Origin of the sequence: Variovorax sp. YR216 (genome assembly GCF_900107745.1) — a bacterium.
GTDB lineage: Bacteria > Pseudomonadota > Gammaproteobacteria > Burkholderiales > Burkholderiaceae_C > Variovorax.
In genome coordinates, this window is sequence record NZ_FNRO01000010.1 from 1 (window position 1) to 25780 (window position 25780).

Below are 25780 nucleotides of genomic sequence, written 5' to 3' on the forward strand. Positions count from 1 at the left end.
GGCCTGCGGGAGGTATTGATCACCGGCGGCCTCGCGCCGATCACGAATCGGCCGGTCGACGAGGTCTACGCGGCGACATGGGCGCGCGTGCGCGAGGCGAACCAGCGCTATCACGCGCGATACCCAGGAGACCTCGATCGTTTGCGGACGATCCTGCGCCGGCTCGACGAGGAAGATGTCCGCTTGCCCAACGGCGACCGCCTCACATCGCGTCGGTTCCGGCAGACCGGAATGTGGCTCGGCGATAGCGCCGGGTTCGAACGGCTTCACCACCTGCTCGAGTTGCCCTTCGGCTCGGCCGCATTCATGGTCGACGCGCAGATGGCGTCATCTTGGGAGCGCAATCCGATCTACGCGACGCTCCATGAGTCCTCGTACGCCGACGGGGGTGCAACTCGCTGGTCGGCACACCGGCTCGCGCCCGAGGAGGCGATGACCGGCGACCTCCTCGGCGCAGAGCACGTCTTCCCTTGGATGTGGGACGACTACTCGGGCTTACGCGCGCACCGCGAGGTGGCGCAGCTTCTGGCCCAGCATCCATGGCCGCGCCTGTACGACGCTGACCGCCTTGCCCGCAATGAGGTCCCAGTGGCAGCGACCGTGTACGTCGACGATGTCTACGTGGAGCGATCATTTGCCGAGGAGACGGCCCGTGGCGTTCGTGGGCTGCGGGCCTGGGTTACCAACGAGTACGCCCACAACGGCCTGCGGGCCGATGGCGAGCGCATCGTGGGTCGCCTGCTCGACATGGTCCGCGGCCGGGCGTGAGCCGATGGACGTGGCCTTCGCGTACCCAGCAAAGGAATGTCTGCAGAGCGCTGGCTTGCGGTCTTCCGTGCTTGCCTTCCTGAAGGGCCGCTATCGCTGCACTGCCGCGGCTCCGTTCGGCCAGTTCCTGACCTTCGCCACGGTCCCGTGTTGAGCACTCGAACAGCCTTGAGGGTTGCGACCAAGACACGGCTTCGAGGGTGACAGAAAGAAGATTCGCCGACGCCATGGCACGCGAGCCAAAGTCTCGAAGCGACAGCGATAGGGTTGCCTACACCTACAAACCACGCCGCGAGGGGACGTGCTCGCGCCTACAAAGGCGACTAATCGCTTACCGTCCTTGTTGCAACCGGTAGAGCCCTTGGTCTGTCAGGAGCTTGCCGCCTTGACTGTCCATTGCCACAAATCCGTTCGACCTTAGGCGATTCGAGACTTTGATTGAGTCGGTCGGATACCGCCGGGCATTGGCCTCGCGGAGGGCTTGGAGCGCACTCCACTGTTCGTCGTTCAGCTGAACTTTCTTGTTGGCCATGACAATCTCCTTCAGCGGGCGGCAGTATTGCGCGTCTAACAACCAGCACGCCACCCTGGAATTTCTCTTGTCAGGAAGTTCGAATCGGAATATTGAGGTCCTAGCGCGTCGCTGATGCGAATTGGCTGCCGTAGAAGGCTGCGAAGACGCGGCAAACGAGCACTTTTTCCGGACTTGTCGCGTAGGACAACGTCCACTACCGTGAGACCGTGGTTTCTCCCGGGTGGGCTTCAAGGACCAACCCTTCTTGGGCCTGCCTCGTGCGGGCCCTGGGCCAGGATGCCCGTACTCGAGAAGGTGTCGAGCTCGTCTTTAACGAACTGAGCCAGGGCCGGCGCCGGTGGGCGGCTTCGGCCCGGGCAAAGGCGCTTCACCGCAACAGATGGCGGTCGGCCGCCGTCGGTCAAAAGCGGTCCGCCGTGACGCCAGATTCGCATCGTCAGGTCCTTGTCGTATCCTGCCGTTTCAACGAAGTAAGGTGATTGGGTCACCTTTGTCAGCTGATGGGCTCATCCGAAAGGTGTCCAGCCCAACAACAAGGAGAAGCGGGTGAGCGAGCTATCTGTACTTCTGGACGCAGTTCTTTTCGCTGCTGAGCGTCATAGAAACCAACGACGCAAGGACGCTGACGCGTCACCGTACATCAACCACCCCATCGCCCTTGCGCACTTGATGGCGACAGTCGCTGCCGAAATTCCGTCGCAAGGAACTACAGGTGGAACATGCACAGCATAAAAGTCCGGCCGCAGCGCTCGTCAAACTTGCCGACAAGACGTGCAATTTGCGAGATATTGCAGCCGCCCCGCCAGCCGATTGGCCCTTGGCGCGTCGGCAGGAGTACTTCGATTGGGCCAAGCGCGTGGTCGACGGTCTTCCTGCGGTAAACGCGGAATTGCGTGCGGCCTTCGATGAGGCCTTTGCTGCACGGCCCAGCCGATAGTGAGCCCGGATGCGGCCACTAGCCTCGGCGTGATTGAAGCTACTGGCGAACCCTTGATCCCTTCCAGATAGGTGTCCAAGGTGTACTGCATGAGACGCAGTGTCGATGGGCGGCGCGGCCCGCTCTTGGCGCCGCGCTTTTTCTGGTTCGTCAACTTGTAGAGATCGAAGATCTCCTGCAAGGTGATCTTCTTGGCCACGTTGCCTTCGACGGCCTCGCGCGCTACCTCGCGGGGATCGATGCCAGCCGCCATCGCTTGCAGCTTCTTGAGCGCTTCCACTTTCACATCCAGGAGCGACGACTCGTCGCACGCGCGTGAGAGAGTGAGCGTGACAGGAACGACGGCGCCCCTGACGCGCCCCTGTACGATGAACTTGCGGGCACCGCCGGGCGACAGCCGGATGCCGAGGCCGGGCGTCTCGCTGTCCCAGATCTTCTGCGACCGATCGGTGTACGCACACTGAAGCTCGTTGAACTTCAGCTTGCTGAATGGCCGCCGGTCCGCCGTCTTGTGATGACCTGCGAGCGATGGCGAGTTGTCGGCTGGCACGGTGCCGCTCGCGTCGGTCGCCGCCGCGGGGTCGTTGCCCTCGCAGGGATGGCGTCGCGCACGAGAACGCGCTCGCACTGCGGCGGGGCAACGGCGGGGGGTCTCACCGTGGTCATGAGGATGGTCGTCAGCTGTCATGGCTATCTCCTTCAACAAGGGCCCTTGCGGGCCGGACATCACCCGGTCATCTGGCCGGGGGCAAAAGAAGCGTAGGAGGGCGCCCGCGGCACGGCAAGTCTGCAGTGCGTAAAAACGGTGCTAACCTATTGATTTCAAAAGAGTTTTCTGCAGTCGTATGCAGTCCCTTGCAGTCGACTGCAATCACCCGCAGCGGATGGGCGATTGCTTCAGTTGGTGTGAGCGCCATGCTCACGTCACCGTGCCGGCGTAGACTGTTTGAATGAACCTACGCAGCGTCGAGGCCTTTCTGGATGTAGTGCGCAGTTCTGGCGTCGAAGAGGCGCTCGCCTGGCTCAACGCGGGCGTGCCGCATCGGTACAGTGCGATCTACCGGTTCGAGGGCGCGCTGCTGCGCAACGAGTTCCTCTTCGACAAGAAGGGCGCCGCGCGGCCTGAATTCCTGCTCGCGGTGCCTTTCGAGGTGAGCTTCTGTCGCTTCGCGCTGCGCGATGGTTCGTTCCGTACCGACAACTCTGCCGTGGATGAGCGGCTGCGCGGGCATCCCTACAGGGGCGTCGTCGTCTCCTACCACAGTGTCCCGTTGATGACGCCGTATGGCGACGTGTGGGGCACGATTTCGCACTTCGATACCGAGGCGATTCACCTCGACGACGAGGAATTCCAGCTGCTCGAGGCAGCGGCGCAGGCGCTGTCCGCGTATCTCTGAGCGTGCTCAGCGCGCCATGAACCCGATCACGAAGGCGTTCACCAGGTCGATGAAGAAGCCGCACACCAGCGGCACCACGATGAACGCGCGGGGCGCGGCGCCGTGCTCTCGCGTGACCGCGCTCATGTTGGCGATGGCGGTGGCGGTCGACCCCAGCGTGATGCCGCCGAAGCCCGCACAGACGACGGCCGCGTCGTAGTCGCGGCCCATGAAGCGGAACACCACCAGCACGGTGAACGCGATGGCCATGAGCACCTGGAGCGTCAGCGCAGTCAGCACGAAGGTGGCGACGCCCTGCATCTGCCAGAGCTGCAGGCCCATGAGCGCCATGGTGAGGAACACCCCGAGACAGATGTCCGAGATCAGCGATACGCCGGCGCGCATCCGGTCCCAGTGCCAGAGCTGGCCTTTCTGCTTCGTGAACATCGCGGTGATGTTGCGCACCAGGATGCCGGCGATAAGGCAACCGACGAACTCCGGCAGTCGCAGGCCGGTCAGCGCGATCGCGGCGCTCACGCCGCGGCCGAGGATCAGCGCGACGTTGAGCCAGAGCAGCGCCATCAGCACGCTGTTGTAGTCGAGCCGGGTGCGTTCCTCGTCCTCGTAGTGCCCGCCGGCGGGAAGCATCGCCTCGGCCGACGACACGACGTGCCGGCGTCGAAGCAGGTACGCCGCGATGGGCCCGCCGATCGCGCAGGCCGCGATCAGGCCTGCCATGTTGCTGGCCAGCCCGAGGGTCTCCGCGTTGGTGATGCCGAGGTCGCGCGCGAAATGCGGCGCCCAGGCGAGCGTGGTGCCGACGCCGCCGGTCAGCGAGATCGAGCCCGTGAGCAGACCGGCGCGATGATCCAGTCCGAACGCGCTCGCGATCGCCATGCCGACGAGGTTTTGCATCACGATGAACGCGCTCGCGAGCGCCACCAGAATCAGGAGCGGCCGTCCGCCCTGGCGCAGCGTCCGTATGTCCGAGCCCAGGCCGATCGCGGCGAAGAAATAGAGCAGCAGGATGTCGCGCACGCCGAGCTGGAAATCCACCTTCAGCCCGATGCCCAGGTACAGCGCGCTGACCACGACGATGCAGACCAGGCCGCCCATGACCGCTTCCGGAATGCTGTAGCGCCGCAGCAACTCGAAGCGCCGGGTGCACGCCTTGCCGACGAACAGCAGCAGGATTGCGATCGTGAAGCTGACGTAGCCGTCGAGGTGGAGGTCTTGAGGCAAGGCGGTGCTCCGTTCGATGCGATGACGAATGCCGCAGGAGCATAGCGGGCGCGCGCGCCGGATATGCGTATGGCATTCGTCATAGGCGTGAGCGCCCGGCGCCGCCTCGTGTAGATTCCGGGGGGTTGCTGCGAAATTTCCTGCTATTGGTCGAGTCCATGTCCGCCGTCCCCTCCCATGAAGAACTCGCGAGCCTCGACGATGAGGAATTGATTGCCTACGCGCACGGCTGGCGCGCGCGAGCCTCGCGCGGCGACAAGTCGGCCTACGGCGTGGCGCACGCTCTGGAGGTCGAATTGCGCAGGCGGCAGAGAACCAGCCAGCTCCAGCAGCTCGCGATGAAGCCGCCTGAGCCGCCGCGCCCCTGGTGGAAGCGGTGGGTCACCGGTAGCTGACGCTGCGCGCCGGGACCGGAACGGCCCCCCGGGATCGCGAGGCGCGCATCCGTATTTGCCGCGCCCATGAAACATCTGTTCACAGGTAATATGCTTGAGCGGCTGAGGGGCCGCATGTACGACTTGCGAACGCGCCACTTCCCGATGCCCGACTCTTCTTCCGCGCCCCACCGCTTCGATTGCCCGGGGGCCTTTTGCTGATCCTTTCAGGAAACGAACTCCTCGCCATCAAGTTCGTTGCCGTCGCGACGCCGGTGGCCGGACTCGCGGCCTTCGCGCGTGTCAGGGCTCGGCGGCGCCGGGCGCGCGCCGAGCGGGCGCGCAGCACGGCGCGAAAGGCGATCATCGAAATCCGTGCGGCCGGCACGACGGTGTCGGGACGGGTCGCCATCGAACTCACGCCGCACCTGCTGGCCTGCCTCGCCGCCGCCGACAGCGCGCACCTGCGCGGCTACCCGACGCCCGACTCGGTCATGATGGCGCCGGCCGTCGAGGCCACCTGGGAGACGCTCGGCGAACGCGACCGGGATGAGTTCCAGGCGGCGAGCAAGCTGATCGTGACGCGCGAGTTCGTGAAGGTGCGTTCGTCATCGAGGTCGATTGAAAGCATCCGCGTTCCGCTGCGCGAGTTGCTCGAAGCGCATCGGCGTACGCCGTCAGCCCTGCCGCTTTATTGCGAGGCGGGAGGGACGATCAGTCCCACGCCCTTCGAGACATCGCGCCGTGCCCTGCGCGTGGGCGAGACGAGTGCGCGCAAGGAGTTCTATTGGGTCCGCGCGCACGCTGCGGCAAAGGCTGCGAAAGCAGAGTCCCCCACGAACCGTGAAATCTGACCGGTGCCGACCGTGCGCTTGTGCACAGGGCGGTCCGAACGGCGTATAGGCAAGACCCCAGCTCAGCAGGCAGACTGCCTGCCAGTTCAACAAGGGGTTTCGGATGGACTCGTACTGGATCTGTGTGACGGCGACCATCGGCGTGATCGGCGCTGGATGGTGCCTGCTGGCGCCGCGCCTTCGCCGCGAAAAGACCATCAACGACCGCATGACCGACCAGGTCACGCGCTCGGCGGAACTGGTGAGGGAATGCGCCAGCACGATGGGACGCGGCACCGCCTTCGGCCGGCTCTCGACGATTCGCTGACGCGCACACTCCGGGTTCGCGCCGCGGGCCGGTACATTAGCGCGACATGCAAGAGAGAGATCGGGCCATCCGGCCAACGACCCGCACGGGTCAGTTCGCAAACATTCCCCAGAGTTCAAGCATCGTTTCGGGTCTTCGCGTCGCCTTCGGGGTGTTGATCTGCACGCTGGTCGTGGCGTGCGGCACATCGCCGAAGGATCCACCGCGTTCGCGTGCTTCCTCCTCGCCGCCGACCGTCTCGCGCGCGGACTCGGCAACCGCGAAGTCCGATGTCGCCGCCAGCACCGAGACCCAGAAGCCGCGCGCGAAGAAGGCTGAACCGAGGCGCAAGAGCAGTTCGACCCGTTCCGCCGCTGCGGGCAAATCCGGCAATTCGACCGCGCCGAAGGTCGCCGCTTCGCCATCACCCGGCGCAGCGGCGGGCACCTTCCTGTGGCCTGCTTCGGGACAGGTCGTCGGGCGCTTCAATGGAGGCACCAACAAGGGCATCAACATTGGCGGCAATCCCGGCGATCCGGTCGTCGCGGCGGCCAGCGGGCGCGTGGTGTATGTGGGCTCGAAGCTGCGCGGCTACGGCAACCTCGTCATGGTGAAGCACAACGATGAGTTCATCACTGCCTACGCACACAACCGCAAGATCCTGGTGCGCGAGGACGAGCAGGTGAAGGCGGGCCAGCAGATCGCGGAGATGGGCAGCACGGATTCGAGCAGCACCCAGCTTCACTTCGAACTTCGGCGAAAGGGCAATGCGGTCGATCCGATGCCCTATCTCAAGGCGCAGCCGCCCGCGCCCTGAAACCGCCCGGCCCTCGGGCCGTCAGTGCTTCGAAGGAAGCAGGCCGTTGGTCCGCGCGTAGTGCAGCGCCTGCGTGCGGCTCGTGACGCCGATGCGCTTGAACAGGCGGTACATGTGGACCTTGATCGTGTGCTCGCTGACTTGCAGGTGCTCGGCAATCTCGCGATTGCCGTAACCGCGAGCGATGCACTCGACGAGCTGCACCTGACGCTTGGTCAGCTTGCCGGCTGCGGCACCTGCAGGGATGTCGGCTTCATCGCTGTCGCCTTCCGCGTCGGTGTCTTCCGAAAGCAGGGCGCGCAAGGAGTCGGCGAGCCTCGACGAGCCGGTGGCCTTGTCGATGTAGACGTCGGCGCCGCTCGCGAGACAGAGCTGCTCCATGTCTTCGGCCGGCGATGCCGAGTAGACCGCGAGCGGAACGTCCGAGAACTCTTCGCGCAGCGAGACGACGCCCGAGCAGCCGCTGGCATCCGGCAGGTTCAGGTCGAGACAGAACAGGGTGGGGGCGCCATGCTTGCCGATGGCGCTCGAGAGCCTCGAGAGGCGGTCGAGCTCGACGATGTTGGCGGCCGGACGAACGCGCCGCAGCACCATCGAGACGGCGTCGCGCATCAGGGGGTGGTCGTCGATGACGTAAATACTCATGGAAGATCTCTTCGGTTCGCTGCCCGTCGCAGGAAATTTCGTTTCAGATTTCGATACTCGCACGGCCGGCCCGGCATTCGCCATCCCGTTCGCGACAGCGCCAAGTGTGCCTGCGACGTATTTCACGAAGATGGAACGGACCGTGACAGGGGGATTTTTGAAATGAAAACTAATGTCTCACTGAAATGGAAAAATGGCCTTGAAGGTCCGTGCATTTTTGCGCGGATCGATCGGCGCGACGCGCTGTAACTCGTTTGCATTCAGTCGGTGCAACAGCACAATCGCCCGAAACTCCCGACCGCACGTCATCATGGAAGCAACCCAGTCTCTCGGAACGTTCAATCGCTTCTTCAAGGAACTCATGGCCTTCCTCAACAGGCCCGTGTTCGCGAAGTCCGCGCCGGCCCGGCGTCATGCGGCACGTCCCGCTCGGCCGGTCGAAGCGAAAGCGGTTGCATCGCCCGCGGTGGCGGCGAAGGCCGTGGCTCCGTTGGCGGTTGCGTCCATCAAGGTCGACCAGGTGGAGAAACCTGTGACGGTCGCGATTCCGCAGCGGGCGGCAGCACCTGTGGTCGATCAGCCCGTCGTCGCGCCGGCCGTGAAGGCGCAAGTCCCTGAAGACAAGCCCATGCGAACGCTCGCCGAGGTGCGTGCCGATCTGGCGCGGCTGCGCGAGAAGTCGCGCGAGCGCCAGGCTCAACAGCGCGCAGCCGTGCGCCACGACGTCACCTTCCCGGCCACCGACTTCATGGAATACCTGCCCTCGGTGCCCGAGTCGCGCGCCGAGAAGCAGGACGATGCCGGCGAAAGCTTCGCGCCGACGGCCTACCTCGATTTCACGGTGCTGAAGCCCCGCTGAATTCGGGCGCCAGGGCGCGGCCGACACCGGATCGGTCCGCGCAAGTTCGCACGGGTCAGCGCGTGATGCGTTTCGACACCTGCCTGACTCTTGGTAGCGATTGCTGCTTCAGCGTTTTGGTGATGCAGATACAGGTGCCGTCTTACAAGCACGCTGCGGTCTTGCATCGACAAAAGTTGCTTTGACACGTGCATGGCCTTTCAACGGCCCGACAGGCGCGGGTCGAACATCAGGCCGCCAGCATGAAGGAGTCCAGCATGCAACTCGTTACGCCCGCGAATTCCATCTGGTCAACGGCGGCGCCGTCCGTCGCCTATGCGCAGCTCGGCGATCTGGTGGAGATATTGCTTCACCCGAAGGAGGCGGTCTTTGCCACCTGCGGCTTCTGCCAGACCCTCAATCGCAGAGGGGCCGCCCGCTGCCGCGCGTGCGGCGGCTCGTTCCTGGCGGCGGACGAGACGGACGATGAGCCGTCCGGCGAGACAACGGCGACGGACCGCAAATCGTTCGAGAGGCCGGAGTTCTCTGACCTCCCCGCGCTGCGAAGCATGCTGCTGCTCGTGTTGGTGCCGCCGATCCTGATGTTCCTCGGCTTCTTTGCATGGAACAAGCTGCGCGTGAGCGAGGCCGGCCCCGTCGGGCTGCCCCAGCACTCGAGCATCGAATCGGTGTTCCCCGCACCGAACGCGAGCGCCTCGGCGACGCCGCTGGCCATTCCGCAGGGCGAGCATGCGAGGCATGCGCAGGCGAAGTCCGACACGCACCCGAGTGTGGAAAGGGACGCGCGCTCCGAGACCCCCGCGACCGTCGATGGCACGAACATCGCGAACATCGCGGAGATCGACGCAGAGCGCGACATCCAGAAGACCGTGCCGGTACGGCCCAGGCCCACCCCTTCGCATCAGGCCCTTCCTGTGCAGCAAGGCGGCCCACTGGCGGCATGCAGTGGCTACTCCTTCATCGCCCGCGCGGTCTGTGTGAACAGGAGCTGTGCGCAGCCCAGGGCTGCACAGCATGCCGAATGCAGGGAAGCCAATCGTCAGCGGCGGATCGACGAAAGCCGGCGCAATCCGGTCCTCGCGGGTTGATGGGTTCCCCGAGGTCAACGCTGATGGCGGGGCGCAACACCCGATGTGGACAGGGCTGGGGACTCTTGGCAAGATGCATGCGCCCACGCCGTGGGCCACTTTCAACTTCAATAAAGGTCCCCATGCGAAAAATTCTCCTGACCGCCGGTCTTGCCCTGATTCCGATGATTGCGTCCACCGCATTTGCGCAGTCGAGCGGCGAGGTCGATCCTGCGCAAGGCAAGGCGCGCCCGGTTGCGCCGACCACGCCGGCCGAGCGGTCCGAGGCACGTGGCGAGCGCAAGGGCGCAGGTGCCGCTGCTGCACGCGGCCCGCAGATCGGCGAAGGCCAGCCGCAGCCCACGGCAGCACCGAAGGTTTCGCGTGAAGATCGCAAGGCCGCCAACGCGAAGCGCCGCGCGGCGACCCGCGAGGCCAACAAGTCCGGCGAGCTCGCGCGCGGCGGCAACACCGACGCGCCCGAGAAGCAGAAGCCCTGACGGCAGAGCGAGGCTTCTCCTGATGCGCGCGCCCGCGATGCCGGGCGCAGCGTCATGTTCCGGCGGCGCCGCTCAGTCGACGATGGCTGGCTTGCCCGGCCGCCCCGGAATCAAACCGAGCATGCGATCGGAGATGCCTCCGTCCACCACGATGCTCTGGCCTGTGATGTAGGCCGCCCCCGTTCCCGCAAGAAATGCCACCGTGGCGCCGATGTCGGCAACGGTTCCGATGCGCCCGAGCGGGACGAGCGCGCGCCGGCCGCGATGCGTTTCCTCATCCTCATAGGCCGCCTCGGTCAGCGGGGTCCGGATCATGCCCGGGCTGACGCTGTTCACGCGGACGCCATCGGCTGCCCATTCCTGCGCGAGCTGGCGGCAGAGCATCACCAGGGCGGCCTTGGCCGCGGAGTACGCGCCGTAGCCCGGATGCGGCAGGTGGCCCGACATGGACGCGATCGCCGTGATCGACCCGCCTGTCCGTGCGAGAGAAGGGCGCGCCGATTGCGCGAGCAGCCACACCGCGCGCACATTGAGATCGAAGGTGCGGTCCCACTGGGCCGTGGGCAGGTCGGCGAGGCGTCCAGGCCCCGATGCGCCGGCATTGCACACGAGTGCCGTGAGGTCGCCGCCCGCGTCGATGGCCTGCCGCACGATGTCCGCGCAGCATGCGGGATCGGTGAGGTCCCCGGCGACGCCGGTCGCGGTCGCTCCGGCCGAACGCAGTTCATCCACGAGTCGATCGAGGCGATCACCCGGCTGTGATGCCGCCGCGGTCACGTGGATCGCAGCCCCGTCGCGCTGTGCCTGCTCGATCAGCGCGAAGCAGATGCCGCGGCCGATGCCGCCGGGCCCGCCGGTGACGAGCGCGTGTCGCCTGTTCGTGGTCGACGCAGTCATGCAGAACCCCGAGACGAACGGTAGTAGGAAAGGGTCGCGGCAATCCCCTCGGCCAGCGTGCTTCGTCCGCGTGCCGGCAGCAACGCGTCGAGGCCTTCCTCGGCCACGTCGGCCGCAATCGTCAGCGGCGGGCCTTCGGCGCGGAGGTCGGCATCCGGCACCTGTCGCCGGATCTCGGCGATCACCTCATCGATCGTGTGCACCTGCCCCACGAGATTGAAGACGTTCGCGCCGTCGGCGGGCGCCAGGAGCGCGTTTTCGAAAGCCTGCGCGACATCGTCGACATAGACCAGTCCGCACGCACCCGTGAAGCCGATCGCGTAAGGGGTGCCGTGCACGGCCGCACGGCACGCGAGGCTGGGGCCGGCGCTGACGCCGGTCTCGCGACCCGGGCCGTAGACCACGAAGGGCCGGAAGCCCACGCTGGCGATGCGATGCTCGTTCCAGTACGCACGCGCAGCGCCTTCGACCGCGAGCTTGAACGCGCCGTAGTGCGTCGCGGGCTCCGGATGCCGTGAATGCGCGGGCCCATACACGCCCGCCGAGCTGGCGTAGATCACTTTCGAGAGACCCTGCGCGCGTGCGGCATCGAACACGTGAAGCGAGCCGATCAGGTTGATCTCCGCGCCGCGCACCGGATTGGCGCTGCACGCCGGCGTGAGCACGCCGGCGAGATGGATCACGCCGTCGCAGCCTTCCATCGCAGCGTGCACGTCGTCCGCGCTGCGGATGTCGCCTTCGCGCCATTCGAGCAGCGATGCGTGGCCCGGCCCGACGATGTCGCTCGCGGTCCTTGGCGCGCCCGGAACGTCGAACAGCGCGAGCCGTGTTCCGCGCGCCGCGAGGCGGCGTGCGATCCATGCGGCGAGAAAGCCGCCGCCTCCGGTGATGAGCACCTGCTTCATCGGTCGGCCGGCCTCAGCTCATCTTGCACAGCGGCGACGGTGCCGGCACCAGCGACGGCGGGAAGGTGTGCTCGATCACCGGCACGATGGCGCCATCGACAGGCTTCGCACGCGCCACGTAGTTGGGCAGCAGCAACTGGTTGTCGGCGGCGCGCATCGTCACCGGTCCGTAGATGGAGTCGATCTGCGCGCCGCGCAATGCCTTGCTGATTTCAGCCGGCTTCACGCTGCCCGACTTCTTCACACCCTCGAACATCACCTGCATGCCGTTGTAGGCCTGCCCTTCGTTGTCGGTCGGCAGCCGATTGAACTTCGCCTTCCAGGCCGTGACGAAGGCCTTGTTGCGCGGGTTGTCGATGGTGGCGGTGTAGGCGGTGTTGCCCGGCGTGCCGTCCAGCGCCTTGCCGGTCGCGTTGATCATGAAGTTCTGGATCAGCGCGTGGCCGATCAGCTTCGTCTTCGGGATCAGGCCGAACTCCTCGGCCTGCTTGACGAAGGCGATCGCGTCGCGGCCGGTCTCGGCCACCCAGACCGCGTCGACGTTGGCCGCCTTGAGCTGTGCGATGTAGGGCGAGAAGTCCTTGGTGCCCAGCGGCACGTAGAGCGACAGCGGAACCGTCTTGCCGGTGGCTTCGACCGCCTTCTTGAAGGACTCCCCGGAGTCGCGCCCCCACACATAGTCGGCCGCGAGCACGGCGAAGGTCTTCTCCTTCAGGTCCTTGGCCCACTCGTTGATCATCGCGATGTCCATCGCATCCGAATGGTTGGTGCGGAAGCTGCGCGGCCGGCAGGTGTCGCCCGTGAGCTTGTCGGATTTGCTCGCGACCACGAAATAGGCCGCGTCCCAGCGATCGAGGTTCTGTGCGATCGCCAGCGAGATCGAAGAAGGGATGGCGCCGATCAGCAGGTTGTTGCCGTCGCGCGCGAGCTTCTCGGCCACGCGCCGGCCCGCATCGGGCGTGCCTTCGTCGTCGGCTTCGGCGTATTCGACCTTGCGGCCGTCCACGCCGCCCGCGGTATTGGCCTCGTCGATCGCGAACTTCACCGCGCGCATGACTTCTTCGCCCTGCTGCGCGAAGACCCCCGACTTGGACGAAACGAGTCCGACCTTGACCGGCTCCTTGCCTTGCGCCAGCGCGGCGAACGGAATCACGGCCGCGAGTGCGCCAAGCGCGATCGCGTGACGGCCGAAGCGGAAAGTCTTTCGATTCAACATACGAGTCTCCTGAGTCATCAAAGTCAAAGCAAAGGCCGGAGGCGGTCCGGCGGCCGTGCGGAAGTTGTCGGGGGTCAGACCATCACGTGGGCTTCGAGGTCGTGCAGGCTCTCTCGCGAGGCCTCGACCTGTCCTTGCGCGATGACCGATCCCTTGGCCATGGCGTAGTAGCGACGCGCGACGCGCACCACGAGGCTCATGTTCTGCTCGATGAGCAGCAGCGCCGTGCCCTGGTCCGCCACGCGATTGAAGATGTCCGAGAGCTGGTCGACGATCACCGGCGCGAGGCCTTCGGTCGGTTCGTCGAGCAGGATCAGCGAGGGGTTCGCCATCAGCGCACGCCCGACCGCGAGCATCTGCTGCTGCCCGCCGGAAAGCGCAGTGCCCGGCGTGTGCGCGCGCTCGGCGAGGATCGGGAACAGCTTGTAGACCTCGGGCACGTTCCACGGGCCCTTGCGGCCGACCGCGGCGCCCAGCAACAGGTTCTCTTCCACGCTGAGGTTGGCGACGATGCGCCGCCCCTGCGGAACGACCACCACGCCGTGCTGGGCCGCGACGTACGGGCGCGGCCGCGCGAGCACCTGGCCGCCGAGTGCGACACGGCCGCTGCGCAGGCTGGCCAGGCCCAGGATGGTGTTGACCACCGTCGTCTTGCCGACGCCGTTGCGGCCCACCAGCGCGACGCGCTCGCCGGCGTTCACCTTCAGGCTCAGCTTGTGGAGGATGTGCGCCGAGCCGTAGCAGGCATCGACCTTGTCGAGTTCGAGAAGAGGGTTCATCAGGCGGCACTCCCGAGATAGGCTTCACGCACGCGCGGATCGGCGCGCACGGCGGTGGGCTCGCCCTGCGCAATCACACGGCCAAGTTCGAAGACGGTGACGACATCGGAGATGCCGAACACCACGTCCATGTCGTGCTCGACCAGCAGCACCGACACGTTCCAGCGCGAGGTCAGCGCCTTCAGGTGATGGGCGAGGTCGTGCGATTCCTTCGCCGACAGGCCGGCCATCGGCTCGTCGAGCAGCAGCACCGTCGGCCGCCCCACGAGCGCAAGCGCGAGATCGAGCCGGCGCTGTTCGCCGTAGCCGAGGTCTTCCGCGACATCGTCGGCGCGATGCAGGAGATCGAGCTCGCGCAGGACTGCCTGCGCGTCCGCTTCGTGGTCCTTCGGGTTCATGCGGTGCGAGGCCAGCTCGACCTGCCGGCGCACCTTCATCTGCCCGAAGATGCTGGTGCGCTGGAAGCTGCGCGAGAGGCCGCGCGCTCGGCGCTCGACCACGCCGAAGGCGGTGACGTCCTCGCCGCCGAGCATCACCTTGCCGCGCGTGAGGCGGCGGCGACCGGTGATCGCATCGATCACGGTGGACTTGCCCGCGCCGTTGGGCCCGATCAGGCCGCGGATCTGGCCGCGTTCGAGGGTGAGCGAGACGCCGTCGACCGCCTTCACGCCACCGTAGTGGATCGCGACGTCGTCGGCCTGGAGTACGTAGTCGACCATTTCAGATTTCCCTTCAGTGGACGGACGCGGCGCGCGCGACGGGCTGGATCTTGCGGGGCTTGAAGACCCGGCCCAGCGCGCCTGCGATGCCGGTGGGCGAGAAGACGATGACGGTGATCAGCGCCACGCCGAAGATCGCCATCCAGTGGTTCGCGTAGTCGCCGAGCACATCCTTGAACAGGAAGTACACGATCGCGCCGAGAGCGGGGCCCCACAGGGCCTTGTAGCCACCCACGACGACCATCATCAGCGCGACGCCCGACACGCTCCAGTGCAGGCTCTCGGGCGAGACGAAGCCGGTGTTCAGCGCCGAGAGCACGCCGCCGAGGCTGGTGACGAGTGCCGACAGCGCATAGATCGCGGCGCGCGGCAGCAGCGTGCGCACGCCGATGAAGCGCGCGCGCTCCTCGTTGTCGCGCACTGCCTCCGTCACGCCGCCGAAGCGGCTGCGCAGCAGCATGGCGAGCGCGAGCGTGACGAGAACGAGCACGGTCCAGCACACGATGAAGAGCACGGCCGGCTGATGCAACTGCGATTGCGACAACCCGAACAGGCTTTGCGGCCAGTTGATGTTCATGCCGTCGGCACCGCCCGTCAGGCCCCGGGCCCGCGATGCGGTGAGGAAGGCCATCTGCCCGATCGCCAGCGTGAGCATGCTGAAGGCAACGCCCGGTACGCGGACGATCACGAGGCCGACGACGAACGCGACGACCGCGACCCCGAGCAGCGTGAGCGCGATCGCGAGTTCGGCCGGCATCAGCCCGAGTTCCAGGATGATCCCCATCGAGTAGCCCGACACGCCGAAGAAGAGCGCGTGGCCGAAACTCACCATGCCGTTCTGCCGCAACAGCAGGCCCACGCCCATGGCGAAGACAGCGTAGATCACGGCCTGCGTGAGCAGCGAGAGAACGGTGCCCGATGTGATGAATGCCGCCACGAGGCCGCCGGCGACAAGCGCGACCACCGCGCTCGAGCCCATCCGAGTGATGTTCATACGAGTTTCCTAGAGGGAAGAAAGACTTTTGATGTGGGGCACCCGCGGAACCGGCTTGGCCGGGCCGCCGGGTGCGCCCCCGGAGAGGGGGTTGGCGCAGCGACACGAAGTGCGCGGAGCCTGGGGGTGAACCTCATGTCCTTCATGTCCTGCTGCCGGCAAAGCCCGAGGGCTTCCAGATCAGCACCGCGACCATGATCACGAAGGGCAGGATCGCGGAGAAGTCGGGCACGTAGACCGCGCCGAGCGCCTGGATCATGCCGAGCGCCATCGCCGCGACGAAGGCGCCGGCCAGCGAGCCGAGCCCGCCGACGACCACGACGACGAAGGAATCGATGATCACGTCGCTGCTCATCGACGGCGAGAGCGAGAGGAAGGGCGCGGCCACCACGCCGGCCAGGCCCGCGAGCGCGGTGCCCAGCCCGACCACGCCGGCGCTGAGCAGGTCGGTGTTCACCCCCTGCATCGCGGTGGTCGTCGGATCGGTGCTCGCGGCGCGCACGAAGAGCCCCACCTTCGAACGGCGTAGCCACAGCGTGAGGCCGAGCGCGACGAGTGCGCCGATCACGATCACGCCGATGCGGTAGGCGGGCAGCGGCGTGCCGAGGACGTTGACCGACATCGCGAGCGCCGCGGGCACGTCGACCGTGAGGTTGCTCTTGCCCCAGACGGTCTGCACGAAGTCCTCGATCACGAGGAGCAGGCCGAAGGTGACCAGCACCACGGTCAGCGGATCGCGGTCCTGCAGGAGCCGGAAGCCGTAGCGGTCGAGCACCACGCCAAGCAGGGCCATCACCGCGGGCGCGGCGACGAGCGCAACCCAGAAGTTGCTGTGCAGCGCGATCGAGTAGCCGATGTATGCACCCAGCATGTAGAGCGAGCCGTGCGCGAAATTGACCACGCGCCGCAGGCCATAGATGAGCGCCAGGCCGGAGCACATGATGATCAGCAGCGCGCCGTAGACCAGGCCGTTGAAGAGGTTGATGGTGAGCATCGTCTTGTCTCCTTGCGAATCAGATATCGGCCAGCGCGCCGGTGGGCGCGCCGAATGCTGTCCAGCCGCCATCCGCGGACAGGACGGCACCGGTCACGTAGCTCGCAGCCGGCGATGAAAGGAAGAAGATCGCGTCGGCGATCTCCGCCGGCTCGGCCATGCGGCCCAGCGGCGTGCGCGCGGCGATGGCGTGCGCATCGATCGCGCCGCGTTGCACCAGGTCGGCCACGAGCGCGGTGCGCACATAGCCGGGGGCCACCGCATTGACGCGGATGCCGTCGCGCGCCCATTCGCTGGCGAGTGCGCGTGTCATGCCGAGCACGCCGGCCTTGGCGGCGCTGTAGGCGTTGCGGCCGGGGATGCCCGCGAGGCTTGCGATCGAGCCGAGGTTGACGACCGCGCCGCGCTGGCCGCGTGCATCGCGCGCCTGCGAGCGCATCGTGGCGAGCACCGCCTGCGTCATGAGGAACGCGCCCTTCAGGTTGACCGCCAGCACGCGGTCGAAACCCTCGGGCGTCTGCTCGAGCGTCGGCGCGTTCTGTTCGCTGATGCCGGCGTTGTTGACGAGCGCGTCGATGCGGCCGAAGCGCTCGACGGCGTGCGTCACGGCCGCGCGCACGCTGGTGGCGTCGGTGACATCGCAGGCGATGGCGATGTGATCGCCGCCGAGTGCGGCCGCCCGTGCCTGCGCGGCGTCGTCGCGCAGGTCGAGCAGCGCGACGCGCCAGCCGGCCGCTGCAAAGCGCTCCGCGGTCGCCCAGCCGATGCCGTCGGCGGCGCCGGTCACCAGCGCGGTCAGCGCGTGGGGAGATGCGTTGGCCATGGCTCAGGCGGCCGCGAGGCGCGTGTTTGGTGTCCGGCCGAATCCGGCATCGCGGGACGCCGCGGCAAGGTGCTGCCGGCCGCGCTGCGGGCGCTCGTGGTCCGCTGTCTTCTGCATGTCTTGTCTCCTTCTTTCCTCAATTGCCATGCGGTTTGCGCGGTGTTCGACGCGCGTCGCATCCATGGCGGAATTCTTTGCGAGGGGGGTGTCGCGTGTGTCGACGATTCCGGCCGACACCCGGACAATTCGTGCACGGCCGATCAGGTTTTCCCTAGGGCTTCTGCCGGCTCCGCGCGCGGCGCTGCACGGGCGGCCCGCTGCGCGGCGTGGCGCGCGGCAAGCCGTGCGAACACGATGCCGGGCCCGATCGTGATGCCGGGCGCGGTGTAGACGCCGCCCATGATCGAGTGCATGTCGTTGCCCACCGCGTAGAGGCCTTCGATCGGTGCGCCGTTCGCATCGAGCGCGCGTGCATTCGAATCTGTGGCGAAGCCGGTCGCCGCGCCGATGTCGCCCGGATAAAGACGCACCGCGTAGAAGGGGCCCTGGGTCAGCGGACCGAGGCAGGGATTGGGGCCGGGCCAGCTCGCGTCGCCGATGTTCTGCGAGTAGACGGTGCTGCCTCTGTGGAAGTCGGGGTCGATGCCTTGACTTGCATTCGCGTTGAAGCGCCGCACTGTTGCCTCGAGCCTCGCGGGGTCGATCGACAGCGCGTCCGCCAGCGAGGCGATCGTGTCGCCGCGCACCAGGTAGCCGTCGGCGAGGTAGGGCGCGAGGCCCTTGCCGCCAGGGCGAACCATGCCGATGCCGTACTTGCGCAATGCCTCGGCGTCGCAGATGAGAAAGGCCGGAACGCTGTTGCGGCCGCCCTGCTGCAGCTTCTGCATCGCGAGGCCGAACAGGTGATACGAGGTGCTTTCGTTGACGAAGCGCTCGCCGGCCTGGTTCACCGTGAGCATGCCGGGCTTGGCGCGGTCCATCACGAAATGGGGGAACACGCCGGTGCTGCCGTCGGCGCGGCGGCGCTTGGAAACGGGCGCCCAGAAGGCGGGGCTCATCGCACCTTCGCCGTAGCGCGCGCCGACCGCCTCCGCGAGCGGGTGCGCTTCGCCGGTGTGGCCGGGTGCGCCGGGGCACCACTGGATGTCGACGCCCGGCAGCATCGCTTCACGCCGCGCGGGATCGCGGTTGAAGCCCCCGCTGGCCAGCACGACGCCGCCGTGGATGCGCACTGTCCGGCGCGTGTCGCCCTGCTTGAGGACAATCGATTCGATGCCGCCGTTCGCTCGGCCGATCCTTTCGACGCTGGTGTCGAGCGCGAGGCTGACTTCGTCGCGTTGCGCGAGCGAATACAGCAGCCGCGCGACGAGCGCGTTGCCCATCACGAGCCGTGTGCCGCGCGCATGCCGCAAGCGGTCGGCGGCGTGGCGTCCGAGGATCTTCGCCGAGTGCCGCAGCGAGGCCGCGGAGCGCGACATGCCCAGCAGATGGTTGATGTCGGTGCGGTCGACCATCATGCCGCCGAGCACCGTGAATTCGGGGATCGGCGGGCGCACGAGCGGGAACAGCTCGCCCAGGAGCCGGCCGTCGAACGGCATCGGTTCGAGCGCGCGTCCGTTGATCGTCGAGCCGCCGAGATCGGAGATGTAGTCGGGGTGCTTCGGACAGGCGCGGAACCTGACGTCGGTCTTCGCTTCCAGCGCGTCGATGGCTTCGGCGCCGTGGTCGAGAAAGGCCTGGCGCAGATCGGCGGGCGTGCGGGCGCCGATCGCGTTGTCGAGGTAGCGGGCTGCTTGCGCGATCGTGTCCTGCGGATTCACGCCGGCGCCGAGGCGCGTGCCGGGCACCCAGGTGGTTCCGGCGGACAGCGCGGTGGTTCCGCCGACATGCGATGTGCGCTCGACGAGCAGCACCTTCTGGCCTTCGAGCGCCGCGAAGAGCGCGGCGGCCATGCCGGCGCCGCCGGCGCCGATCACCGCCACGTCGAAGGATGCGTCCTGCGGCAGCGAAGCGAGGGTCTGGATACGATGCATGTCATTGCTCCACGAGGAAGTCGACCATCAGGTCGCGCACCCGCGCGAACATGTCGGCGCCGGTGGCGGTGCGGCAGCCCTTCGCGCGCGCCGCGGCGATCAGCGGCGAGATGGCGGGCGCGGTGATCACGCACCCGACGAAGGTCTTCGGGTCGAGGCGCCCGACGTCGATCGGATACGGATCGCCTTCCTTCATGCCGGCTGGCGAGGCATTGATGACGAGATCGAAGCCCGCCGGGTCGCTGGTGCCGGCGACCACCGGGCACTTTCCCTGACCCGCAAGGCGCGCCACGAGTGCATCGCGGCGCGTGGTGTCGCCATCGTGAATGGCGAGCGAGGTGACGCCGGCCATGACGAGCGCATGCGCGATCGCGGAGCCCGCGCCGCCGGCACCGACGAGCAGCGCCTTGCGGCCGGCCGGGTCGTAGTCGCGATCGCGTAGCGCGGCGACATAGCCGAGGCCGTCGAACATGTCGCCGTGCCAGGTGCCATCGGGGTTGCGGCGCATCGTGTTCACCGCGCCGAGGAAGCGAGCGCGGTCGGACGCACTGGCGCAGAGCGCGAAGCACGCGAACTTGTGGGGCACGGTCACGATGACGCCATCCACGTTCTGCGCGAGCGAGACACCTTCCAGCCAGCGCGCGAGCGCCGCCGGGGCCACATGGGCGGGCATCACCATCGCATTGAGTCCGCGGGCGGCGAAGGCGCGGCTCACGTCGCCCGGCGATTTCACCTGTGCGATGGGGTCGCCCACGATGTAGTGGACGCGGGTTGCACCGTTCAACAAAAGCTCTTCCGACATGTCGATCCGTCTCCTGGTTGTGTCTGTCCGCGTGCCGTGTGCGGGCCGATGGCGAAATAGTAGTCAAAAATGGAATGCAATTCAAGTGTTGAATTTGATTCAGAAAATCTCTAGAATTTGGCCGGAGACAACCATGGACCATCGAAAGACCCCCATCGCCTTGTTCGGCGCCGGCGCCATCGGCCGCACGCATCTCGATCGGCTGCAGCGCAGCGATCGCGTCGCGCTCGCCGGCATTGCCGACCCGACGGAAGCGGGCCGCGCAGCGGCGCAGATTGCCGGCGTGCCCTGGTTCGCGGACCACCGCGCGTTGCTCGAAGCGGTGCGACCGGCCGGTGCGATCGTGGCGACTCCGAACGCGGCCCACGTGTCGCTCGCGCTTGACTGCCTCGCCGAGGGTGTCGCCGTGCTGGTCGAAAAGCCGGTGGCCGACACCGTGGCCGATGCGAAGCGGCTCGTCGAGGCTGAAGCCCGACACCGCGTGCCAGTGCTGGTCGGCCACCACCGCCGTCACAACCCGGTGATCCGGCGCGCGCGAGAGATCGTTGCCGGCGGACGGCTGGGTCGCATCGTTGCGGTCAATGCGCTCGCGACCTTCCTCAAGCCCGACAGCTACTTCGAGACCGCATGGCGACGCCAGCCCGGCGGCGGGCCTGTGCTGATCAACCTCATTCACGACATCGACCTGCTGCGCTTCCTGGTCGGCGAGATCGAATCGGTGCAGGCGGCGGACAGCCATGCCGTGCGCGGCTTCGACGTCGAGGACAGCGCGGCGGCCGTGCTGCGATTCGGCAGCGGCGCGATCGGTACGGTGATCGTCTCGGACGCAGCCGCGGCCCCCTGGTGCTGGGACTTCTGCGCCGGCGAATCGCCCGCATATCCGCGGCAGGCGGTGCAGTCGCACTTCATTGCCGGCACACACGGCTCGCTCTCGCTGCCCGACCTCGCGCTGTGGCACTACAAGGGCGCTCGCGGCTGGCACGAGGAGCTCACCCGCGAACAGAGCGTGGTGCACCCGGGCGATCCGTACGAGCGGCAGCTCGCACATTTCGCCGACCTCGTCGACGGCCGCGAAACCGATTCCCTGTGCAGCGCGCTCGACGGCATGCGCACATTGGCCGCGACTCGCGCGGTGCTCGAAGCCGCGGCCAGGGCGCCCCGCGCTTCGGATACGCTGGTCCTTCCCGTCAACGAAGGAAGGAACGAATCATGAGCGGCGTCATGGAAAGAACACTGGGCATTCTCGAGCTGCTGTCCCAGCACGGAGAAGGCCTCGAACTCGCGGCCGTCGCCGACCGGCTCAACATGCCGCGCAGCGCGGCACACCGCCTGCTGAACGACCTGATCCGCGTCGGCTACGTGCGCCAGTTGCGCGATCACGGCGACTACATGCTGACCACCAAGCTGGTGTCGGTCGGCCTGTCGTTCCTGAGCCAGAGCGGCATCGTGGACTTCTCGCAGCCGCTGCTCGACCGGCTGGCCGAGATCTCTGGCGAACTCGTGCGCCTGTCGGTCGTCGATGGCGAGCGGCTGACATGGGTTGCGCGCGCGCAGGGCGCGCGGCAGGGCCTGCGCTACGACCCCGACATGGGCAGTGACGCGCGCCTTTCGTGCTCCTCGTCGGGCCTCGCATGGTTGGCCGGCCTCAGCGACGACGAGGCGATGACGCTCGCCTCCCGGCAGGGCATCGGCCAGCCTGACGAATACGGGCCCAACGCACCGCGCACCATGCAGGAAATGATGGCCATGGTGCATGCCACGCGCGAACGCGGCTACAGCGTGACCGTCGAAACCTTCACCGCGGGCCTCAACGCGATGGCCGCGCCGGTGCGCCTCGCAAACCGGCCGCCGATCGGCGTCATCACGATCGCCGGACCCACGGTGCGATTCACCGAGGAGCGCATGCACGCGCTCGCGCCCGAGCTGCTCTCGATCTGCGACCAGATGGCCGCCGCGAGCGGCGCCTCGCCCTTCTTCCAGGGCGCCCACTCCGGCAGCGGCGGACGCAAGTCCGGCCGATTGCCGATCTACGCCGCGTAGCGGCACTTCCGACGATGCCCGACGACACAGACCCTCACGATTCCACGCCCCGTTCTTCGGCCACCCTCGCGTGCGATCTGCTTGTCGTCGGCTCCGGCGCCGGAGGCCTGGCCTCGGCGGTCACTGCCGCGCACCTGGGCCTCTCGGTCATCGTCGTGGAGAAAGAATCCCGGCTCGGCGGAACCACCGCGTGGTCCGGCGGCTGGATGTGGATCCCGCGCAATCCGCTGGCCTGCGCCGCGGGCATCGAGGAAGACATGGCGCGGCCGCTGGCCTACCTGCGCCACGAGCTTGGCGCGCAGTTCGACGAAGCGCGCGCGCGCGCCTTCCTCGAAAACGGCCCGCGCATGGTGGATTTCTTCCGGCGCCACACGGCACTGCAGTTCATCGACGGCAATGCGGTTCCCGACTTCCATGGACGCACGCCCGAGGCCGCGACGGGCGGGCGCTCGGTCTGCGCAGCGCCCTTCGACGCGCGGCGGCTCGGCGAGCGCATCCACCAGATCAAGCCGCCGTTGCCCGAGACCACGCTCTGGGGCATGGGCATCGCGTCCGGGCGGGAGCTGCGGCACTTCCTCGATGCGAGCACGTCGCCGCGTTCCGCGTGGTACGTCGCGAAACGCCTCGCCGCCTATGCCCGCGATCGCCTGCTGCATGGACGCGGGCTCCGGCTGGTCAATGGCAATGCGCTCACCGGTGCGCTCGCGGCATCGGCCTTCGAGGCCGGCGTGCAGGTCTTCGTCGATCATGCGGCGCACCGCCTGTTGCGTCGTGGCGAGCGCGTGGTGGGCGCGATGGTCGAGTCGCCAGCGGGCCGTGTGCGCATCGAAGCATCGCGCGGCGTCGTCCTCGCATGCGGCGGATTTCCGCATGACACCGAACGCCTGAAGGCGCTGTTGCCGCACGCACCCACCGGCCGAGAGCACTGGTCGGCCGCATCGCGCGGCAATACGGGCGACGGACTGCGCCTGGGGGAGTCGGTGGGCGGCCATGTCGCCGGCGATCTCGCGCAGGCCGCAGCGCTCGCACCGGTGTCGCTGGTGCCGCGTGGCGACGGTTCGGTCGCGCACTTCCCGCACCTGATCGAACGCGCCAAGCCGGGCTTGATCGCCGTGCGTCGCGACGGGCGCCGCTTCGTCAACGAGGCCGACTCCTATCACGACTTCATGCGCGGACTCATAGCCGCCACACCGGCCGGCGAGCCAGTCGAGGCCTGGCTGATCTGCGACGCCCGGTTCATCCGCCGCTTCGGCCTCGGCGCCGTCAAGCCTGCGCCGATCCCTCAACGCCGAATGCTGGCGAACGGCTATCTCAAGCGCGGTCGCACGCTGGACGAACTGGCTGCGGCGTGCGGCATCGACGCAGCGGCCCTGGCCGGCACCGTCGAGCGCTACAACGCGCAGGCCCGGCAGGGCCGCGACGAAGATTTCGCAAAAGGCGAGACGCCCTACAACCGGGTACAGGGCGAAGCGCGCACTGGTTTCGCGAATCCTTGCATGGCGCCGATCGAGCGCGGCCCCTTCCATGCCGTGAAGGTCGTCGCCGGCAGCCTCGGCACCTTCGCGGGATTGCGTGTCGACGCGAACGCGCGCGTGCTCGACCGGCATGGCGCGCCGATCGCCGGCCTCTACGCGGCCGGCAACGACATGGCCAGCGTGATGGGCGGCCACTACCCGAGCGGCGGCATCACGCTCGGCCCCGCCATGACCTTCGCCTGGATCGCCGCGCACGACGCCGCAGGCGCGACGCTCACTTCCGCCGATCGCCGGCCCTCCGCGCCGGCGTCAATCCCAACCGTCTCCACGCCCGACCCACTCTTCGAGGAATCCATCGCATGTACTACGAGATAGCCACTCTGACCCTGCCCTTCGGCACCGCCGCGCAGGCCGCGCAACAGGTGCAAGCCTTCGCGAACGCGCCCGGCGCGGGCGGCGAACTGCTGGCGTGCTGGACCAGCGACATCGGCGTGCTGAACCAGATGATCGTGCTGCGCGGCTTCGAGGACCGCTCGGCGCTCGATGCCGCGCGACAGCGCACCCTTGCCAGCGCCAGCCCCTTCGGCTGCGGCGAGCTCTACCAGCGCCTCGAACTCGCGAGCTACCGCGCCTTCGACTGGATGAAGCCGGTGCGGCCGAGCGCCGAATCCGGCATCGCCGGCCCGGTCTACGAGATCCGCACCTACGGCATCAAGCCCGGCGGCGTGAGCAAGACCAGCGAGCTGTGGGCCGAGTACCTGCCCGCACGCGAGAAGCTGTCGCCGTGCGTCATCGCGATGGTCGCGCTCGATGGCGCGCCGCGCTTCACCAACATCTGGGCCTATCCCTCGCTGGATGCGCGCAGCAAGGCACGCGCCGATGCGGTCGCGCAGGGCATCTGGCCGCCCAAGGGCGGGCCGGCGTGGCTCACCACCGACATGGTCTCGACGATCGCGCTGCCGACGGCCGTCTCGCCGCTGAAGTAAGGAGCAGTGATGTCCCGTGTTCTTTCGATGGCGTATCTCACCGCATGCGATGCCACGCCGCAAGAGGCGGTGCGCATCGCGGCCCGGCTCGGCTATGCGCACGTGGGCCTGCGCCTGCTGCCCAATGCGCCCGGTGCGCCTCAGCAGCATCTGATCGACAAACCCGAGGCGATGCGCGAAACCGTGGCGCTGCTGCGCGACACCGGTGTCGGCGTGTTCGACCTGGAGATCATCCGCATCAACGAGGGCTTCGAGCCGCTGGACTATCGGCCGCTCCTCGATGCCGGTGCGGCGCTTGGCGCACGCGCGGTGCTCGTGGCGGGCGACGATGCCAATGCAACGCGCCTCGCCGACGGCTACGCGCGCCTGTGCGAGCTGATGAAGCCCTACGGCATGACGGCCGACCTCGAATTCATGCCCTGGACCGCCGTGCCGCACGCACGCGCAGCACTGTCGGTCATCGAGGCTGCCGGCATGCCGTCGAACGCCGGCATCCTCGTCGACGCGCTGCACTTCGACCGCTCGGCCACCACGCTGGAGGACATCCGCGCGTTGCCGCGGCAACTGCTGCACTACGCGCAGATCTGCGACGCGCCGGGTCGCGCGCGGCAGGGCCGTGACTTCACGGTCGAGGAAATGATCCACACCGCGCGCTGCGCCCGCCTGCAACCCGGCGAAGGCGACATCGACCTCGCCGGCCTCTTTGCGGCGCTGCCGGCCGACCTGCCCGTGAGCGTGGAGGTGGTGCACCTCGACCGCATGCGCGCCATGGACCCTGCCGAATGGGCACGCCAGTGCCTCGAGGCCAGCCACCCGTTCATCGCCTGAGTCCACCCAACCCCTATAGACAGATCGAG

Annotated in this window: 27 protein-coding genes and 2 pseudogenes; 16 read left to right on the top strand and 13 right to left on the bottom strand. The window is 67.5% G+C overall.

Annotation, left to right across the window (positions count from 1 at the left end; translation table 11 throughout):
- A pseudogene (locus BLW05_RS36030) lies at nt 1–768 on the top strand (aminopeptidase); the annotation flags it as partial.
- Between the two features lie 331 nt (nt 769–1099).
- Here BLW05_RS36030 and BLW05_RS22275 read toward each other — a convergent pair.
- Complete coding sequence (locus BLW05_RS22275) at nt 1100–1300, bottom strand: hypothetical protein (RefSeq protein WP_093165751.1); 201 nt, start codon at nt 1298–1300, stop codon at nt 1100–1102.
- 549 nt (nt 1301–1849) lie between these two features.
- Here BLW05_RS22275 and BLW05_RS36535 point away from each other — a divergent pair.
- Both BLW05_RS36535 and BLW05_RS22285 read left to right on the top strand, forming a co-directional pair.
- A pseudogene (locus BLW05_RS36535) lies at nt 1850–2240 on the top strand (phosphohydrolase).
- 950 nt (nt 2241–3190) lie between these two features.
- Nucleotides 3191–3637 carry a GAF domain-containing protein gene (locus BLW05_RS22285; protein WP_143044896.1) on the top strand — a complete coding sequence of 149 codons (447 nt, stop codon included), beginning with the start codon at nt 3191–3193 and terminating at the stop codon, nt 3635–3637.
- Between the two features lie 6 nt (nt 3638–3643).
- On the opposite strand, the gene gltS is transcribed toward BLW05_RS22285, so the two are convergent.
- Complete coding sequence (gene gltS, locus BLW05_RS22290; protein ID WP_093165753.1) at nt 3644–4858, bottom strand: sodium/glutamate symporter; 1215 nt, start codon at nt 4856–4858, stop codon at nt 3644–3646.
- A 158-nt stretch (nt 4859–5016) separates the two neighbouring features.
- Here gltS and BLW05_RS22295 point away from each other — a divergent pair, with 158 nt between their 5' ends.
- From BLW05_RS22295 to BLW05_RS22310, 4 genes are all read left to right on the top strand, one after another.
- A complete protein-coding gene (locus tag BLW05_RS22295) occupies nt 5017–5253 on the top strand; it encodes a hypothetical protein (RefSeq protein WP_093165922.1) in 237 nt (78 codons plus the stop codon).
- Nucleotides 5254–5447: 194 nt separating this feature from the next.
- Entirely contained in the window at nt 5448–6086 is a 639-nt protein-coding gene (locus tag BLW05_RS22300; RefSeq protein ID WP_093165754.1) for a hypothetical protein, read from the top strand.
- A gap of 103 nt (nt 6087–6189) precedes the next feature.
- Nucleotides 6190–6393, top strand: a complete 204-nt coding sequence (locus BLW05_RS22305; protein WP_093165755.1) for a hypothetical protein — start codon at nt 6190–6192, stop codon at nt 6391–6393.
- Nucleotides 6394–6439: 46 nt separating this feature from the next.
- The gene (locus tag BLW05_RS22310; RefSeq protein WP_093165756.1) at nt 6440–7189 is read left to right on the top strand and encodes a peptidoglycan DD-metalloendopeptidase family protein; all 750 of its coding nucleotides are present in this window, start codon (nt 6440–6442) and stop codon (nt 7187–7189) included.
- A gap of 21 nt (nt 7190–7210) precedes the next feature.
- On the opposite strand, the gene BLW05_RS22315 is transcribed toward BLW05_RS22310, so the two are convergent.
- Nucleotides 7211–7834, bottom strand: a complete 624-nt coding sequence (locus tag BLW05_RS22315) for a LuxR C-terminal-related transcriptional regulator (RefSeq protein ID WP_093165757.1) — start codon at nt 7832–7834, stop codon at nt 7211–7213.
- Here BLW05_RS22315 and BLW05_RS36040 point away from each other — a divergent pair.
- The 4 genes from BLW05_RS36040 (at nt 7833) to BLW05_RS22330 (ending at nt 10260) form a co-directional block, all read left to right on the top strand.
- Nucleotides 7833–8000 carry a hypothetical protein gene (locus BLW05_RS36040; RefSeq protein WP_177142775.1) on the top strand — a complete coding sequence of 56 codons (168 nt, stop codon included), beginning with the start codon at nt 7833–7835 and terminating at the stop codon, nt 7998–8000. The two genes, BLW05_RS22315 and BLW05_RS36040, sit on opposite strands and share 2 nt — an antisense overlap.
- A gap of 144 nt (nt 8001–8144) precedes the next feature.
- Nucleotides 8145–8693: a hypothetical protein gene (locus BLW05_RS22320; protein ID WP_093165758.1), complete on the top strand. Its 549-nt coding sequence runs from the start codon at nt 8145–8147 to the stop codon at nt 8691–8693.
- Nucleotides 8694–8935: 242 nt separating this feature from the next.
- Complete coding sequence (locus BLW05_RS22325; RefSeq protein ID WP_143044897.1) at nt 8936–9781, top strand: hypothetical protein; 846 nt, start codon at nt 8936–8938, stop codon at nt 9779–9781.
- Between the two features lie 122 nt (nt 9782–9903).
- Entirely contained in the window at nt 9904–10260 is a 357-nt protein-coding gene (locus tag BLW05_RS22330; protein ID WP_093165760.1) for a hypothetical protein, read from the top strand.
- 72 nt (nt 10261–10332) lie between these two features.
- Here the strand turns inward: BLW05_RS22330 and BLW05_RS22335 are convergent, their stop codons facing one another.
- From BLW05_RS22335 to BLW05_RS22380, 10 genes are all read right to left on the bottom strand, one after another.
- On the bottom strand, nt 10333–11157 hold the full coding sequence (locus BLW05_RS22335; RefSeq protein WP_093165761.1) for an SDR family NAD(P)-dependent oxidoreductase: 825 nt from the start codon (nt 11155–11157) through the stop codon (nt 10333–10335).
- Nucleotides 11154–12062, bottom strand: coding sequence for an NAD-dependent epimerase/dehydratase family protein (locus BLW05_RS22340; RefSeq protein WP_093165762.1), 909 nt, complete (start codon nt 12060–12062; stop codon nt 11154–11156). Before BLW05_RS22340 ends, BLW05_RS22335 begins: the two co-directional genes overlap by 4 nt.
- Before the next feature lie 13 nt (nt 12063–12075).
- On the bottom strand, nt 12076–13278 hold the full coding sequence (locus tag BLW05_RS22345; RefSeq protein WP_093165763.1) for an ABC transporter substrate-binding protein: 1203 nt from the start codon (nt 13276–13278) through the stop codon (nt 12076–12078).
- A gap of 74 nt (nt 13279–13352) precedes the next feature.
- Nucleotides 13353–14057 carry an ABC transporter ATP-binding protein gene (locus tag BLW05_RS22350; protein ID WP_093165764.1) on the bottom strand — a complete coding sequence of 235 codons (705 nt, stop codon included), beginning with the start codon at nt 14055–14057 and terminating at the stop codon, nt 13353–13355.
- A complete protein-coding gene (locus tag BLW05_RS22355; protein WP_093165765.1) occupies nt 14057–14776 on the bottom strand; it encodes an ABC transporter ATP-binding protein in 720 nt (239 codons plus the stop codon). Before BLW05_RS22355 ends, BLW05_RS22350 begins: the two co-directional genes overlap by 1 nt.
- Before the next feature lie 13 nt (nt 14777–14789).
- Complete coding sequence (locus BLW05_RS22360) at nt 14790–15770, bottom strand: branched-chain amino acid ABC transporter permease (RefSeq protein WP_093165766.1); 981 nt, start codon at nt 15768–15770, stop codon at nt 14790–14792.
- Nucleotides 15771–15912: 142 nt separating this feature from the next.
- Nucleotides 15913–16764, bottom strand: coding sequence for a branched-chain amino acid ABC transporter permease (locus BLW05_RS22365; protein ID WP_093165767.1), 852 nt, complete (start codon nt 16762–16764; stop codon nt 15913–15915).
- A gap of 19 nt (nt 16765–16783) precedes the next feature.
- Nucleotides 16784–17587, bottom strand: a complete 804-nt coding sequence (locus tag BLW05_RS22370) for an SDR family NAD(P)-dependent oxidoreductase (protein ID WP_093165768.1) — start codon at nt 17585–17587, stop codon at nt 16784–16786.
- A 260-nt stretch (nt 17588–17847) separates the two neighbouring features.
- Nucleotides 17848–19620, bottom strand: a complete 1773-nt coding sequence (locus BLW05_RS22375) for an FAD-dependent oxidoreductase (protein WP_093165769.1) — start codon at nt 19618–19620, stop codon at nt 17848–17850.
- A gap of 1 nt (nt 19621) precedes the next feature.
- Entirely contained in the window at nt 19622–20422 is an 801-nt protein-coding gene (locus BLW05_RS22380; RefSeq protein WP_093165770.1) for a shikimate dehydrogenase family protein, read from the bottom strand.
- Between the two features lie 133 nt (nt 20423–20555).
- On the opposite strand from BLW05_RS22380, the gene BLW05_RS22385 reads away from it, so the two are divergent.
- The 5 genes from BLW05_RS22385 to BLW05_RS22405 are packed head-to-tail and all read left to right on the top strand — an operon-like array spanning nt 20556 to nt 25751.
- Nucleotides 20556–21635, top strand: a complete 1080-nt coding sequence (locus BLW05_RS22385; RefSeq protein WP_093165771.1) for a Gfo/Idh/MocA family protein — start codon at nt 20556–20558, stop codon at nt 21633–21635.
- Nucleotides 21632–22462, top strand: coding sequence for an IclR family transcriptional regulator (locus BLW05_RS22390; RefSeq protein ID WP_093165772.1), 831 nt, complete (start codon nt 21632–21634; stop codon nt 22460–22462). The genes BLW05_RS22385 and BLW05_RS22390 overlap by 4 nt, the downstream gene beginning before the upstream one ends.
- 14 nt (nt 22463–22476) lie before the next feature.
- Complete coding sequence (locus BLW05_RS22395) at nt 22477–24312, top strand: FAD-dependent oxidoreductase (RefSeq protein WP_093165773.1); 1836 nt, start codon at nt 22477–22479, stop codon at nt 24310–24312.
- Entirely contained in the window at nt 24297–24923 is a 627-nt protein-coding gene (locus BLW05_RS22400) for an NIPSNAP family protein (protein ID WP_093165774.1), read from the top strand. Before BLW05_RS22395 ends, BLW05_RS22400 begins: the two co-directional genes overlap by 16 nt.
- Before the next feature lie 9 nt (nt 24924–24932).
- Nucleotides 24933–25751 (top strand): sugar phosphate isomerase/epimerase family protein, encoded by an 819-nt coding sequence (locus tag BLW05_RS22405; RefSeq protein WP_093165775.1) that lies wholly within the window; start codon nt 24933–24935, stop codon nt 25749–25751.
- Nucleotides 25752–25780: the final 29 nt, after the last annotated feature.